This window comes from Haemophilus sp. HMSC068C11, assembly GCF_001815355.1.
In the GTDB taxonomy this organism is placed as follows: Bacteria; Pseudomonadota; Gammaproteobacteria; order Enterobacterales; family Pasteurellaceae; genus Haemophilus_D.
Genome location: NZ_KV820351.1, coordinates 123510 through 137026, shown reverse-complemented (window position 1 = coordinate 137026; position 13517 = coordinate 123510). Strand labels below are relative to the sequence as shown.

General features: G+C 40.5%; 15 protein-coding genes. All 15 read right to left on the bottom strand.

Going from position 1 to position 13517, the window contains the following annotated elements; translation table 11 throughout:
• Positions 1 to 9: 9 nt before the first annotated feature.
• Positions 10 to 591 (bottom strand): sigma-E factor negative regulatory protein, encoded by a 582-nt coding sequence (locus HMPREF3020_RS00600; RefSeq protein WP_049366672.1) that lies wholly within the window; start codon positions 589 to 591, stop codon positions 10 to 12.
• A gap of 21 nt (positions 592 to 612) precedes the next feature.
• Positions 613 to 1188: an RNA polymerase sigma factor RpoE gene (gene rpoE / locus HMPREF3020_RS00595; protein ID WP_014064431.1), complete on the bottom strand. Its 576-nt coding sequence runs from the start codon at positions 1186 to 1188 to the stop codon at positions 613 to 615.
• A gap of 117 nt (positions 1189 to 1305) precedes the next feature.
• On the bottom strand, positions 1306 to 1563 hold the full coding sequence (locus tag HMPREF3020_RS00590) for an FAD assembly factor SdhE (RefSeq protein WP_070775186.1): 258 nt from the start codon (positions 1561 to 1563) through the stop codon (positions 1306 to 1308).
• An 85-nt stretch (positions 1564 to 1648) separates the two neighbouring features.
• Entirely contained in the window at positions 1649 to 3325 is a 1677-nt protein-coding gene (locus HMPREF3020_RS00585; protein ID WP_070775185.1) for a fructose-specific PTS transporter subunit EIIC, read from the bottom strand.
• Positions 3326 to 3329: 4 nt separating this feature from the next.
• On the bottom strand, positions 3330 to 4271 hold the full coding sequence (gene fruK / locus HMPREF3020_RS00580) for a 1-phosphofructokinase (protein WP_070775184.1): 942 nt from the start codon (positions 4269 to 4271) through the stop codon (positions 3330 to 3332).
• Positions 4272 to 4274: 3 nt separating this feature from the next.
• A complete protein-coding gene (gene fruB, locus HMPREF3020_RS00575) occupies positions 4275 to 5792 on the bottom strand; it encodes a fused PTS fructose transporter subunit IIA/HPr protein (protein WP_070775183.1) in 1518 nt (505 codons plus the stop codon).
• 74 nt (positions 5793 to 5866) lie between these two features.
• A complete protein-coding gene (locus HMPREF3020_RS00570) occupies positions 5867 to 6397 on the bottom strand; it encodes a hypothetical protein (RefSeq protein ID WP_070775182.1) in 531 nt (176 codons plus the stop codon).
• Positions 6398 to 6478: 81 nt separating this feature from the next.
• Entirely contained in the window at positions 6479 to 7789 is a 1311-nt protein-coding gene (locus tag HMPREF3020_RS00565; protein ID WP_070775181.1) for a polyamine export protein PaeA, read from the bottom strand.
• 101 nt (positions 7790 to 7890) lie between these two features.
• Positions 7891 to 8415, bottom strand: coding sequence for a DUF1523 family protein (locus tag HMPREF3020_RS00560; protein ID WP_070775180.1), 525 nt, complete (start codon positions 8413 to 8415; stop codon positions 7891 to 7893).
• A gap of 25 nt (positions 8416 to 8440) precedes the next feature.
• On the bottom strand, positions 8441 to 9223 hold the full coding sequence (locus tag HMPREF3020_RS00555) for a YchF/TatD family DNA exonuclease (protein WP_070775179.1): 783 nt from the start codon (positions 9221 to 9223) through the stop codon (positions 8441 to 8443).
• A gap of 7 nt (positions 9224 to 9230) precedes the next feature.
• Complete coding sequence (locus HMPREF3020_RS00550) at positions 9231 to 10211, bottom strand: DNA polymerase III subunit delta' (RefSeq protein WP_070775178.1); 981 nt, start codon at positions 10209 to 10211, stop codon at positions 9231 to 9233.
• Positions 10208 to 10840, bottom strand: a complete 633-nt coding sequence (tmk, locus tag HMPREF3020_RS00545) for a dTMP kinase (protein WP_070775177.1) — start codon at positions 10838 to 10840, stop codon at positions 10208 to 10210. Before tmk ends, HMPREF3020_RS00550 begins: the two co-directional genes overlap by 4 nt.
• Positions 10840 to 11889 carry an endolytic transglycosylase MltG gene (mltG, locus tag HMPREF3020_RS00540; RefSeq protein WP_070775176.1) on the bottom strand — a complete coding sequence of 350 codons (1050 nt, stop codon included), beginning with the start codon at positions 11887 to 11889 and terminating at the stop codon, positions 10840 to 10842. The genes tmk and mltG overlap by 1 nt, the downstream gene beginning before the upstream one ends.
• Positions 11890 to 11952: 63 nt before the next feature.
• Positions 11953 to 12885 (bottom strand): peptidylprolyl isomerase, encoded by a 933-nt coding sequence (locus HMPREF3020_RS00535; protein ID WP_054420115.1) that lies wholly within the window; start codon positions 12883 to 12885, stop codon positions 11953 to 11955.
• Between the two features lie 77 nt (positions 12886 to 12962).
• Entirely contained in the window at positions 12963 to 13502 is a 540-nt protein-coding gene (pyrR, locus tag HMPREF3020_RS00530; protein ID WP_049365120.1) for a bifunctional pyr operon transcriptional regulator/uracil phosphoribosyltransferase PyrR, read from the bottom strand.
• Positions 13503 to 13517 lie beyond the last annotated feature (15 nt).

Genomic DNA, 13517 nt, shown 5'->3' with positions numbered 1-13517 from the left:
TTGCTGTAATTATTTCGCTTGGTTGCTACCCACATTTAAGCTATCTGCATGCATACGACGCTGTAATTCATAGTTTTGTAACATCGTACCAATACGGCGATTTTTTTGTTCAACCTGTTCCGAAGTGGCTACATCTTTGGTCGGAGCGTTGTAACTTACTTCTTGAACTGAACTGTTAAATGGTAAGGTTTGTAAAACAGGGTTTTCTGGTGTAACCGACGTGCTTTTCGCATTAAATGATTGCACACCTACTACTGCCACTAAACACACCCCCGCAGCCACCGCAATTTGTGTCATTGGTGCAAAGAATGCTTTTAATTTTTGCACGAATGGTAAGCTGTCAGCTTCTTCTGGTGTTGGTTGAGAGACAGTAATCTCAACGTGTTTTACTTCTTCTAATTCAATTAAATCAGCCATTTTCGCGGTAAAATCAGCACCTAATAATACTGGTGACTCTTTACGCATAACTGCTCTTACGGTGTGATATGCCGCCCAAGATTCTTGTGAATCTTTATCCTGACAAAGTTGTTCCGTCAACTCGGCACTGACTTCTTCTCCATCCATATAGGCTGAAAGTAACTCTTTTTGCATTTTATAAACTCCGACTTTATTTTAACGTTGCATAAGCGGTTGTATTTTGTTCTCAATCACTTCCCGAGCACGGAAAATGCGAGAACGTACAGTGCCTACTGGGCAATCCATTATTTCTGCGATTTCTTCGTAGCTTAACCCTTCAAGCTCACGTAGGGTAATCGCGGTTCTTAAATCTTCTGGCAAACTGTGAATAGTATCAAACACCACTTTTTCCAATTCGCTAGATAACATTTCATTTTCAGGGGTATCTACATCACGTAGATGAGTTCCCACATCGTAGCTTTCGGCATCTTCAGCCAAAATATCTTCGCTCGGTGGACGGCGCCCCTGTGCCGTTAAGTAATTCTTTGCCGTATTAACGGCAATTCGATATAGCCAAGTGTAGAATGCACTATCGCCCCGAAAGGATTCAATGGAACGATAGGCCTTAATAAAGGATTCTTGTACAACATCTGGAATGTCGTTATGAGAAATGTAGCGGGTTAAAAGTCCGGCTACTTTGTTTTGATAACGAGAAACCAATAAATTAAAGGCTTTTTTATCGCCTTGCTGCACTCTTTCTACCAAAGCCTGATCTGTTAGCTGTTCAGCCATATATCTCCTATGCTACGTCTAACACGCCTTCATATATTCAAGACAGCAAGCTATTGTTGCTTTATCAGACAGAGTTAAAATTGAAAAGTTCCTTATGTATAAAAAATTTCAAAAAAATTAACAGACATTCGTTTTCTGCACATCTTGGATATATTCAACCATCGCTTGCACTTCGGCATCGTCTGATTGACTGCCATTAAAAAACCACGAAAAAAGTTGTAAATCCGTGGCGGCAAGTAAACGAATAAAAATATCTTTTTTGTCGTCAGTTAATTGGTCAAAATGCGCTTTATAAAAAGGCATGATGATTTTATCCAGCTCAAGCATACCTCGACGACAATCCCATTCAATACGGAGTTTATTGTATTTATCCATAATTTATCCCTAAATCATTGTAATTATACCTGATAAATGAAAAGTGCGGTTAAAAATTACCGCACTTTTTTAATCAAAGAATTGGCTATTCTGTCGCCTTTGGTTTAATCACCGCGTAAACCACACCGGTTAATAATGCCCCCGTTGCGATTGCCCCTAAGTAGAGTAATGGCTCAGAAACAAATGGAATCACAAATAAACCACCATGTGGTGCTTGCAGAGAAATATTTAATGCCATTGAAATGGCACCGGCAGTTGCACCACCAATAACCGAGCTAATAATAACACGTAATGGATCGGCAGCCACAAACGGTAATGCCCCTTCAGAGATAAAGCACAAGCCTAAGACAAAAGAGGCTTTACCTGCATCACGTTGATTGCTGGTAAATTTACTGCGAGCAATCCAAGTTGCAATCGCCATCCCAATTGGTGGCACCATACCGGCTGCCATGGCAGCTGCCATTGGTGTGTGAACTTGAGAAGCTAACATTCCCACGGAGAACGTATAAGCCGCTTTATTTACTGGACCGCCCATATCAATACACATCATCGCACCGATAATCGCGCCTAACACCATCGCATTGACTTCACCCATGGATTTTAACCAATCGCTTAAGGTGGTCATAATTTGTGAAACCGGTGGGTTAATCACATAAATCATGGCAAGACCAACAATCAAGGTACCAAAGAGCGGGAGAATTAGAATCGGTTTTAAGGAAGTTAAACTTGCCGGCAATTTAATGGTTGCATTTAATCCTTTCACCACATAACCCGCTAAAAAACCCGCGATAATCCCACCTAAAACCCCGGCACCCGCCGTGGTGGCTAACATACCGCCAATAAGACCTACCGCAAGCCCCGGACGGTCTGCTATAGAAAAGGCCACATAGCCGGCAAATACTGCAATCATCAGATGGAATGCCGCTCCACCACCGATATCCATTAAGGCTTTTGGAATACCATGGAAAATCGTTTCATCTTTGAAGGCTTCAATACCAAACATAAAGGAAATCGCGATTAATAAACCACCGGCAACCACCAACGGCAACATGTGCGATACACCGGTCATCAAATGTTTATAGACGCCTTTTTTCTCGCCACTTTCTTCTGATTTAGCAGAAGATTTTGCTGCGCCACCTTCATAAATTTTCGCTTCTTTAAATGCCTTATCGAATTCCTGTGCCGTTTTCTTTAAAGCCAAACCGGTCGACGTACGATACATCGGTTTTCCTTGGAATTTATCTAACGGCACATCAATATCGGCCGCAACAAAGACTAAATCTGCTGCAGCAACTTCTTCAGGGGTAATTTCATTACCTGCACCCACTTGACCACGCGTTTCGACTTTTACCTGCCACCCTTGTTTTTTCGCATAAGTTTCAATGGCTTCAGCAGACATAAAGGTATGCGCAACCCCTGTCGGACAAGCTGTAACTGCGACAATATTTTTGACGCCAAAAATGCCACCAAAGCCAATCGCACTTTGAGTCGGTTGAACATAGTCCACTGCTTGATTGAGAGCATTCGTAAGCGTCACTTCTGGTGAGGCAATTACTGCGTCTTCATTAGCTAAAAATACTTTTTTGCCCACAAGATCAACAGAGTTTGGCAAAGTAGAACCGAAAACAATCACTAAATCCGCCTCTTTGGCTTGTTCAACCACAGTATGATTGGCTTTTTTCGCTACCTCGCTCAATGCTTGACGAAGTAAATAGGCTTTTGCCGCACCAATTTGCGGAGATTGAGTTAAAAACAAATTCATTACATTATCCTTCAATCACAGAAATTTTGACATTCGCCAGAATTGGCTCAAGCAAGGCGATATCACTCACGCCCACATTACTTTGTGAAACCGCAAAGGCGGAAACAGCACTCGCAAACGCTAAGGTTTCCGCTTGAGATAAGCCTTTTTCAATACCGTAAATTAAGCCAGCCACCATAGAATCGCCTGCGCCTACGGTGCTCACTACGTTTTCACATTTAGGTGGTTGAGCTTGAATCACAGCCTGTTCACTCAGCCATAAAGAACCGTTTGCCCCCATCGAAATAATCACATTAGCAATGCCTTCTGCTTTAAGTTTTTTGGATGCAGCAATAATTTCATCAAGAGAATTTAACGGATAACCAATCCACGCTTCTAATTCGCGATGATTTGGTTTCACCAACCAAGGATGCGCTTTCAAACCAGCCGCGAGTGCGGCATTACTGCTATCTAATACGACTTTCACACCAGCTTTATGTAACTGATTAAGCCAGTCAGCAAACAATTCAGGACTCACACCACGCGGTAAACTGCCACATACCGCGACAATGTCAAAGTTTTGGCAGTACGCTAATGAATCTGCTGTAAATTGCTGCCAAGCTTCTGGGGTGATTTGATAGCCTAAGAAATTTAAATCTGTTACATCTGCTTCGGTTTCCGTAATCTTTACATTAATACGAGTTTTACCCGCAACACGATGGAATTTGTCTTCTAATCCTTGTTTTTTAAATAGGGTTTCGAAATCACCAATGTTGTCTTCACCTAAGAAGCCACCAACGGCTACCTCTACGCCCAAATCTTTTAACACCTTAGCGACATTGATACCTTTCCCGGCAGGGAAAATACCGAGTGTTTCAACGGTATTCACTTCACCGATTTCAATACGAGGCAAACGCCCGACTAAATCGTAAGCGGCATTTAAGGTAATTGTTGCTACTTTTACCATCACTTACCCCCGACCTTCGCCTAAACCACTTTCAATGACTGCACCAATACCTTCAATCGCTTGTTGAGCTTCTTCACCACTCGCTACGAAGCGTAGGCGGTGACCTTTCACGACACCGAGCGCCACAATTTTCATCAAACTTTTTGCACTGACTAATTGGGTGTCACGATCTAAGTTTTGCACCGCAACAGACGCATTATATTTTTTCACTTCATTAACGAGCACGGCACTTGGACGAGCGTGTAAACCGTGTTCATTACGAATCATAAATACCGCTTCAATGGCATCGGCTGGTAAGCCTGTGTTTTCTTCGTGAATTTGTGGTGCATGCTCGCTGCTTACTTCAATGGTATCGGGTTCAGCCGGTGGTACGGCAGATACGCTTTCGCCAAGCCCACTCGCAATAATCTTACCTAAGGCTTCAATGGCTTGTTTCGCATCATCACCTTCCGCAACAAAACGTAAGCGATGACCTTGAATTACACCCAATGCCACGATTTTCATTAAACTTTTTGCACTAACTGGTGCGGTTTCTCGAGTAAGATTTTGTACCGTAATCTTGGAGGTGAATTTTTTCACTTCATTAACAAGCACAGCACTTGGGCGAGCGTGTAAGCCATGTTCATTGCGAACTGTAAAGGTCCCAATCACTGCACCCGTAGCGATTTGACCTTCAGATTGAGCAGCTGCAACAGGCACTTTACCACCATTAAGTGCGGTCAAAATTTGCTGCGTATTACCACTTAATAAAATATTTTGGACTTCATCATCTAATAAACGCGCTAATGTCTCATTAATTTGATCATTAACCGCCGAAATCGTCAATACGCCTTTCACCGCTTTGCCATTATGATTAAAAATGGTTTTCGCACGACTGAATGCCAACGCATTTTTCACATTACCTGATACGGCATCTGTAACCCATAAACCTTTACCTAGTGGCAGAGCAGAATTGGATACCACTTCAGAAACAAAGCTATTTTCAACCGTACTTTGCTGTTGTAATTTACCTGCATTGATGGCGGTAAGGGTGAGCAAACTTTGCGTTTCAATATCTAAACTTAATGTTTCTTCAGTCATGCTAAAAGCATCGCTTTCACCTAATAAAATCGCACGGAATTTTTCAACATCGGTTAATGTCGCTAACTGTACCGCAGTGTCTTCATCACCTAAAACATGCGTTAATTGACGAAGTAAAGCAAGATGCTCATCAGAACGGGCAGCAATACCAATCACAACATAAGCAACATTACCTTCTCCCCACTCAATACCTTGTGGAAATTGGAAAACTTGCACACCGGTTTTTTTCACCATCGAACGGGTTTCTAATGTACCGTGTGGAATCGCAATCCCATTGCCTAAAAAAGTGGAGGTTTGTTGTTCACGTCCAAGCATGCCTTGTAAATAGCCTTGTTCAACATTACCAGCTTGCTCCAACGCACTTGCAGCCATTTCAATAGCTTGCAGCTTATTTGTTGCCGTAGCATTTAAATGAATGTTGCTTTCCGAAAGTTCTAACATTCTCGCTCCTTCACATTGATGATTTAAAAAAAGAAAAGCTGCTGATGAGGTCTCTCATCAACAGCTCAAATTGATTATTGGCCGGTACAGGCTTTGAGTAGCATTTCGCTACCTTGGGAAATGTAGGCGTCATTTTCACCGCGCTCTTTGCCTTTTTGCAAATCACGCATTGCATCGTAGATCCCTTGCGTCACACTTGACGAATCCACTTTTTGCCAACAATTTTCACTTAAACGGCTGAAGTTAGTTTGTAATGCTTCTGCATGTAACACACCGCTATAGTAAGCATACACATCAGAGTCGTGCCCACCCGTGTAGAGTTTATCTTGAATTTGTTTGATTGGTACGACGATGCGACCGAGATACCAGTCATTTGCACCACTTGCAAAATTATCCACAAAGAAATTCTTGTTTACGCGATCTTTATAGGTTGCCACAGTGGCTTCATAAGCTGCCGCGTAAGATTTTTGATCGATTTTATCTTTATCTAAATTAATGACTTTTTTGTCTTTACCCATAAACGGAATGTAAGAGGTCATATCTGAAATCGAAGAACAACCCGCAAGCATTACTGCAACAAAGAATATCGAGATTTTTTTTAACATTAAATTTTCCTTATTTATAGGCGGTTAAAACCGTTGTTAATTATACTTAGAATGGGGGATTAAGCAAGGCAGCACCTAGCATTACGCTGATTCTTTGCTCACTCCGCTGTCTTTGACAATCGAAACTAAAATTTGATCAATTTTGAAGTTTTCGGTATCAATGACTTCAAATTTATATTTATCGTATACGACAAAATCGGTTTTTTTCGGGATTTTTCGTAACATATACATCATAAAACCACTGATAGTTTCATAGTTTTCTTCATCAGGGAAAGATTCAATATCTAAAGCACGCATCACATCTTCAAGCGGCGTTGCCCCATCAATCAACCAAGAGTTTTCATCACGGCTGACGATTTGCTCTTCTTCGTTAGAAACCAATTCGCCCATCACAATACTCATCACATCGTTTAAAGTAATCAAGCCTACGACCAGAGCATACTCATTAACGATAATGGCAAAATCTTCACCTGTTGATTTAAATAACTCCAATACTTCGTATAGCGACAGAGTATCTGGGATAAATAACGCTTTGCGTAATAAACGGCTATCTGTTAAATCTACCACTTCTTGTTGAAGATAGAGTGTTAATAAGGTATGTGATTCTACATAACCTAAGATCTTGTCCAAACCATTATCACAGATCACTAATTTAGAATGAGAGTCTGCTGATAAGGTATTCAACACTTCCTGACGAGTAAAAGTGCGGTCTAAAAATACGATGTTTTCACGAGTCGTCATGGTTGAAGACACAGTACGCTCTTGCATTTCAAAGATATTTTCAATCAGATAATGCTCTTGTGTTTTTAGCACACCCGCTTCAGCTCCAGCCTCTACGATCGCCACAATGTCTTCTGGAGTCATGTTATCTTCGCGCTGAGTAGAAACTCGCATTAAACGGAATAAGACATTAGACGTTCCATCAAAAAACCATACGATTGGTTTTAAGATAAAAATAAACGTCTGCATAATACCAACCGTTCGAAGCGCTACGCCTTCTGGATTAATCAGTGCAAGACGCTTTGGAATTAAATCAGCTAATAAAATGAATGTCGTTGTTACAATGAAAAAAGCGAGCCAAGAGGAAGCAGGCTCAACCCATTCCGCCCTAGTGTATTCATGTAAAAAACTCTGTAAGTGAAGACTAATTGTCGCTTCACCAATTACACCACCGAGTATAGCCACCATATTCAGCCCAATTTGTACCACAGTAATAAAACGGCCTGGGTGCTCTTGTAACTGTAAAACTTTTGCAGCATTAATATTACCTTCATTCGCTAAGGTTTGTAGTTTAATGCGTCTTGCTCCGGCAAGAGAAATTTCTGCCGATGACATGATTGCACTAATCACAATTAACACGATTAAAATAAAAATCGCTTCGGATAAACTCATAATATTCTCTTTGTTGGTTTTAAAAGTGCGGTCAATTTACCGCGTATTTTTTATTAGAAATGTTTTCAGGGCGCAACACGCGCCCTGAGTATTGATAGGCTTTAATTTTCGCTGTCGAACCAGCCACGTACAAATTGGATAGAAAGGAAAAGGGTAAGTAATAGGAAGGCATAGAATACCCAAGATAAAATCGGATGGCTTGGTGTCATATCGCCGCTTATTTCTTTTACTGACAAGGCATTACGATATTCATCAAACATCGTCATTCGCCAACCGTAATACTTAATTTGCACTAATTTGTTTTCATTACCTAAAGCTTGTACCTCAGCCTGTAAGTTCGCTGAACCAAATTTAAAGTAGAACGGGAAACCCCAACGGGTATCTTCATTACGATACACCATGATTTTGCCATCATCATTCTGGGTATTAATAAAATACACATCGCGCGTTGGGCCATCAGCTGGATTCGATTTTGTAATAGGGCCATCTTTATCCACACGTTTCACTTCCACTCCGGTTACTCGCGTTACATCATAATGCGGAAAAACATAGTTGACCACAGCAAACATAAATCCATGGAAAACAAATAATACTAAAAATAAAAAATATCGAAAAAACTTATTCATACAATCCTCCGTTGACATTAATGAATCATTGTACATTAATTTTAAATAAACGTTCGAAGTTTTGTGTACTAATTTTTGCAAATTCTTCCATAGACAGCCCTTTTAACGCTGCCACATATTCACACACCTCTCGCGTATAGGCAGGCTGGTTCTCTTTACCACGATAAGGCACGGGTGCTAAGTAGGGCGAATCCGTTTCAACTAACAAACGATCTACCGGCACATAACGAATAGCTTCACGAATACTTTCCGCATTTTTAAAGGTAATAATACCCGAACAAGAAATATAAAACCCTAAATCAAGTGCCTTTTTCGCAAAATCTAAGGTTTCCGTAAAACAATGAATTAATCCACCGCACTTTTCTGCCTGGTGCTCACGCAACATGGCAATGGTATCTTCTGGCGCTGAACGCGTATGAATAATCACGGGTTTATCCACTTCATTAGCAATTCTGATTTGATCCGCAAAAACCGTTTGCTGCAATGCCTTATTATCTGCACTGTAATAATAATCCAAACCCATTTCGCCAATTGCAATCACTTTTTTATCTTGGGATAAACGTAATAAACGATCGGCATCGTAAGGTTCTTCTTCAAGATCTAATGGATGCACGCCGCAAGCTAAAGACACATTCGGAAATTTTGCTAACTCAGGGTAAGCTTTTTCAAAACGGCTTAATGTTACGCCAATCGCCAATAAATGCTTCACATCTCGTGCGTTGGCTTTGGTCACTACATCAGCAATATCTTTGTGTAAATTTTCATAATCCAATGCATCTAAATGACAATGGGAATCTACGATAAACATAATTTATTTAGTCCTTAAATACGTCGGTAATTAACTTTGTCAAACCATCTAATAACATTAATTCTGTGTTAACGCCGTTGATAGTGAGTAAATCCGAGCGTACTTTTTGCATAATTTTATTTGCGGTTAATAACCCAAGCGCTGTTTGCTCGTCTGCAAATTGAGTTACACCTGTTTTAAGATCAAGTGTTTGCCAGCCACTTTGTATTTCGAGTTTGTATTTAATGGCATCGCTTAAAAACGCTAAAATCCAATCCACTTGCTGTATAGTGCGTTCTTTTTCAAAGAAAGGCAAAATTTCCAAAGGCGAACGACGACGATAAAACAGCCAAAATTGGCGTAGGAAATTCTTCCGTTGTTCAATTAATCCTTGCTGGAGAGTTTCCAATGCTAACAGTGGGCGCCCCAAATTCATCGCAAGTGCGGTCAATAATTCTGATGTTTCTGCCTGAAATTGAGAAGAAAGCCAATTTAGGGCTTCCGCTTCCGTTGGCAAAGGCACATTCCACACCTGGCAACGGCTGTAAATAGTCGCTAACAACGAAGAGGAGGGTTCTGTTTGCAATAAGAAATACGTATTCGGACGTGGCTCTTCCAAGGTTTTGAGCAATGCATTCGCTGCCGCTTCCGTAAGACGTTCTGCATCTTGAATATATACTAATTTATTGCCGTTTTGTTGCGCGTGTTGGCTGACAACTTCATTAATCATCCGTACCTGATCAACTCCAATGTCTTTGCCTTCTTGAGAGGCTAAAACATGAAAATCAGGGTGACTGTGCGCTGCCATTAAATGGCAAGCATGACAATGGCCACAAGGTGCATTATCTGGCGTTTGACACATAATGTGTTTTGTCAAAGCCTCAAACAAACCTTCAGCACCGAGACCTTGATCAGCTTTAATCAATAATGCATGATGCCCCAAACCTTCGCTAAAAGTTTGGCTAATTTTGTGATAAATAGGCACTAACCAAGGATAAAGTTCGCTCATTTTGCTTGTGAAACCCACCAATTTTTGACCGCACTTTGAATGTCTGCTTGTACTTTTTCCAAAGGCTGGCCTGCATTAACAATGGCGGTTTTTGGGTTGTTCTGTACTAATTCCAAATAACGTTGGCGGGTACGATGGAAGAAATCCAGTCCTTGTTGTTCAATGCGGTCTAATTCACCACGACCTCTAGCACGAGCAAGCCCTTCTGCAGGATCAATGTCTAAATACAGTACAAAATCAGGCTCAAAATCGCCTAATACCATATTTTTTAAATTCGCCATAAGCGTTTGGTCAAACTGACGCCCACCACCTTGATAGGCCTGTGAAGACATATCATGTCGATCACCCAGCACAATTTTGCCTTCTGCCAATGCTGGCTTAATCACATTTTCTACCAATTGAATTCGTGCCGCATAAAGCATCAATAATTCTGCTTTATCCGTAACAGGTTCTTCTGTTTCATGTTTAATTAAATGGCGCAATTTTTCTGCTAACGGTGTACCACCCGGCTCACGAGTAAATACGATATCATTTACACCAAGGGATTTTAATGTATCCACCACCGTTTGCACAGCAGTACTTTTACCTGCACCTTCCAGCCCTTCAATGACGATAAATTTGCCTTGCATTAGTTGGCTCCTTTTTGTTGGCTACGATACCAACGTAAATATTCTTGCACTGCTTTATTATGCTCGTTCAGATTACGAGTGAATTTATGACCACCACTTCCATCGGCAACAAAATAATAAAAATCTGTTTTTGCTGGATGCGCCACAGCCTGCAAAGCACTCTCACTCACCATCGCAATTGGTGTTGGTGGTAACCCCTCAATCATATAGGTATTGTAAGGGGTTATCGTTTCCAAATCTTTCTTACGAATATTGCCGGTATAACTCTCACCCATTCCATAAATCACGGTTGGGTCAGTTTGCAGTTTCATATTGGCTTTTAAACGATTAATAAATACGGAAGCCACTTGTGGGCGCTCCGCCGCAATCCCCGTTTCTTTCTCCACAATAGAAGCCAAAATCAGCATCTGATATGGATCCGTTAATGAGAGATTTTCATCACGTTCATTCCACGCTTTATCTAAGGCTTTTTGTAAACGAGTAGTTGAACGCTTTAATAATTCAAGATCAGTCGAGTTAGGCGTGTAATTATAGGTATCAGGATACAACCATCCATCCATGTTATTCCATTCGTAAACGGCTTTTGCAACGGCTGGAATATCCAATAACGCCATAATTTCTTTATCACTTTTACCTTGCAAGGTTTGTTTTAAGTGCGGTGCATTTTCAAGGTTTTTACGCCATTCCTTGAACGTTTTACCCTCAATAAACTTCACACTAAATTGTGCTTCCTTGCCGGAATTAATCATATCCAATAAATCTTGTAACGTTTTCACACCCGTTAAAGAATAAGTCCCGGCTTTCACTTTGTTGAGCTGCGGTTGTAATTTCAATAACCAAGGTAATAAATCGGCATGTTCAAGAATTTTTTCTTGCTCTAATAAAGCGGCGAGTTTACTGCCCGTAGTTCCTCGTTCAATTGTCAGCAATTGATCTTGCGTGACATTCACTGGTGTATGAACAAACTCCGTTAGTTTTTGATAACCCCAAAAACCAACACCGCCAAGAATTAGCAGAAGAATTAGTAAAAAGACAAAAAATTTTTTCATGCGTCACTCATTTTATAAAAACGACAAAAGGGGCAAAATGCCCCCTTATTCTAACGTTTTCTGTTATTTATCGAAATATTGAATATCAGCATTTTTACGTAATGCTTTCACCCAGTCTTTGGTTGCTTCTTGTAATTGGCTATTCACGATTTGTTCGTAAGCTTTTTGACGATAAGCATCTTCTGTTTTATCGCCATCACGACTGCCGGTTACTTCGAGAATATGCCAACCAAATTCAGATTTAAATGGTGCAGAAATAGTACCTTGTGGTGTAGTTTCAACCATTTTTGCAAATGGGCCCACATAAGCTTCTGGGAAGGCATAGCCTAAACTGCCGCCATTCGCACCTGATAAATAATCTTTAGAATATTTTAAGGCTGCATCTGCAAAAGTCATTTTTCCTGAAACAATATCACCACGAATACGCTCTAATTCAGCTTTCGCTTGTGCATCGTTCAGTAATGGGTTTAGTTTTAATAAAATATGACGAACTTCATACTCTTTGCCCATCACTTTTTGCGCGGTACCTTTTGCTTTTGCTTCATCGAGCATTTGTTTACCCAATGCATCCACTTGCTCGCGAGTCACATCTACGCTATTTTGAATAGCATGATTACGCACACCCGCCATTAACATTTGACGAGAAATTTGTTGTTTAAATGCATTTAAGGAAATGCCTTGATAATCAAGCGCATCTAAGAATTGACCATAAGTTAAACCATTTTTCGCCGCAATATCTTCTACGATACGGTTTACTTCAGCTTGGTTTACTTTTACGCCTGATTCTTTGATCGCTTTCTCTGTCAGCATATCATCAATAATCTTATCTAATGCTGCACGTTGGCTACCTTTTTTGCCCATCACAGCATTCACTTGGCTTTGTAAAATTGGTGTACCATTTACGGTCGCCACAACGCGTTCTTCTGCTTGTACTTGAGAAAACGTAAACAGACCGATCATGGCAAACAAAAGAGATTTTAACATTGATTTTTTCATTTTAGTTGTCTTAAAAAATAATAGGATAATGCTCGTTAGATTATCAATTTTATCAAAGGTTCACAATAGGCTGATCGTTATTTAGGCAATAATGCCACTTCATAACAACCATCATATTTTAATGTACGCACCTGAACTTGTTCATCACGGGAGGTCGGCACATTTTTACCTACATAGTCTGCCCGAATCGGCAATTCACGATGTCCACGATCCACTAAAATCACCAACTCAATTTTAGCTGCTCGACCAAAATCCGTTAACGCATCCATAGCGGCACGAATGGTTCTCCCGGTGAATAGAACATCATCGATCAAAATGACTTCTTTACCCTGAATATTCATATAACTGGAGGCGCCGCTATACACGGGAGTTGGATTTTCAGGTTCAACATACTCTAAGTCATCGCGGTAAAACGTGATATCCAATTCCATCATGGGAAGACTTACACCATTCAATTCTTCAATACGACGTTGAATCAATTCTGCAATTTCTGCTCCGCGACGTTTTACCCCAACTAAAATCACATTATCGAAATCTTGGTGCTTTTCAATAATTTCATGGGAAATACGTGAAATGGTGCGTAAAAATCTGTCTGCATCAATAATGATTTTTTCCATTTTATCTCTCGCTTT

What these genes read in the sequence shown, in the direction of transcription:
- HMPREF3020_RS00600 (WP_049366672.1), bottom strand. Translation starts at nt 591, where the DNA reads ATGCAAAAAGAGTTACTTTCAGCCTATATGGATGGAGAAGAAGTCAGT.
- rpoE (WP_014064431.1), bottom strand. Translation starts at nt 1,188, where the DNA reads ATGGCTGAACAGCTAACAGATCAGGCTTTGGTAGAAAGAGTGCAGCAA.
- HMPREF3020_RS00590 (WP_070775186.1), bottom strand. Translation starts at nt 1,563, where the DNA reads ATGGATAAATACAATAAACTCCGTATTGAATGGGATTGTCGTCGAGGT.
- HMPREF3020_RS00585 (WP_070775185.1), bottom strand. Translation starts at nt 3,325, where the DNA reads ATGAATTTGTTTTTAACTCAATCTCCGCAAATTGGTGCGGCAAAAGCC.
- fruK (WP_070775184.1), bottom strand. Translation starts at nt 4,271, where the DNA reads ATGGTAAAAGTAGCAACAATTACCTTAAATGCCGCTTACGATTTAGTC.
- fruB (WP_070775183.1), bottom strand. Translation starts at nt 5,792, where the DNA reads ATGTTAGAACTTTCGGAAAGCAACATTCATTTAAATGCTACGGCAACA.
- HMPREF3020_RS00570 (WP_070775182.1), bottom strand. Translation starts at nt 6,397, where the DNA reads ATGTTAAAAAAAATCTCGATATTCTTTGTTGCAGTAATGCTTGCGGGT.
- HMPREF3020_RS00565 (WP_070775181.1), bottom strand. Translation starts at nt 7,789, where the DNA reads ATGAGTTTATCCGAAGCGATTTTTATTTTAATCGTGTTAATTGTGATT.
- HMPREF3020_RS00560 (WP_070775180.1), bottom strand. Translation starts at nt 8,415, where the DNA reads ATGAATAAGTTTTTTCGATATTTTTTATTTTTAGTATTATTTGTTTTC.
- HMPREF3020_RS00555 (WP_070775179.1), bottom strand. Translation starts at nt 9,223, where the DNA reads ATGTTTATCGTAGATTCCCATTGTCATTTAGATGCATTGGATTATGAA.
- HMPREF3020_RS00550 (WP_070775178.1), bottom strand. Translation starts at nt 10,211, where the DNA reads ATGAGCGAACTTTATCCTTGGTTAGTGCCTATTTATCACAAAATTAGC.
- tmk (WP_070775177.1), bottom strand. Translation starts at nt 10,840, where the DNA reads ATGCAAGGCAAATTTATCGTCATTGAAGGGCTGGAAGGTGCAGGTAAA.
- mltG (WP_070775176.1), bottom strand. Translation starts at nt 11,889, where the DNA reads ATGAAAAAATTTTTTGTCTTTTTACTAATTCTTCTGCTAATTCTTGGC.
- HMPREF3020_RS00535 (WP_054420115.1), bottom strand. Translation starts at nt 12,885, where the DNA reads ATGAAAAAATCAATGTTAAAATCTCTTTTGTTTGCCATGATCGGTCTG.
- pyrR (WP_049365120.1), bottom strand. Translation starts at nt 13,502, where the DNA reads ATGGAAAAAATCATTATTGATGCAGACAGATTTTTACGCACCATTTCA.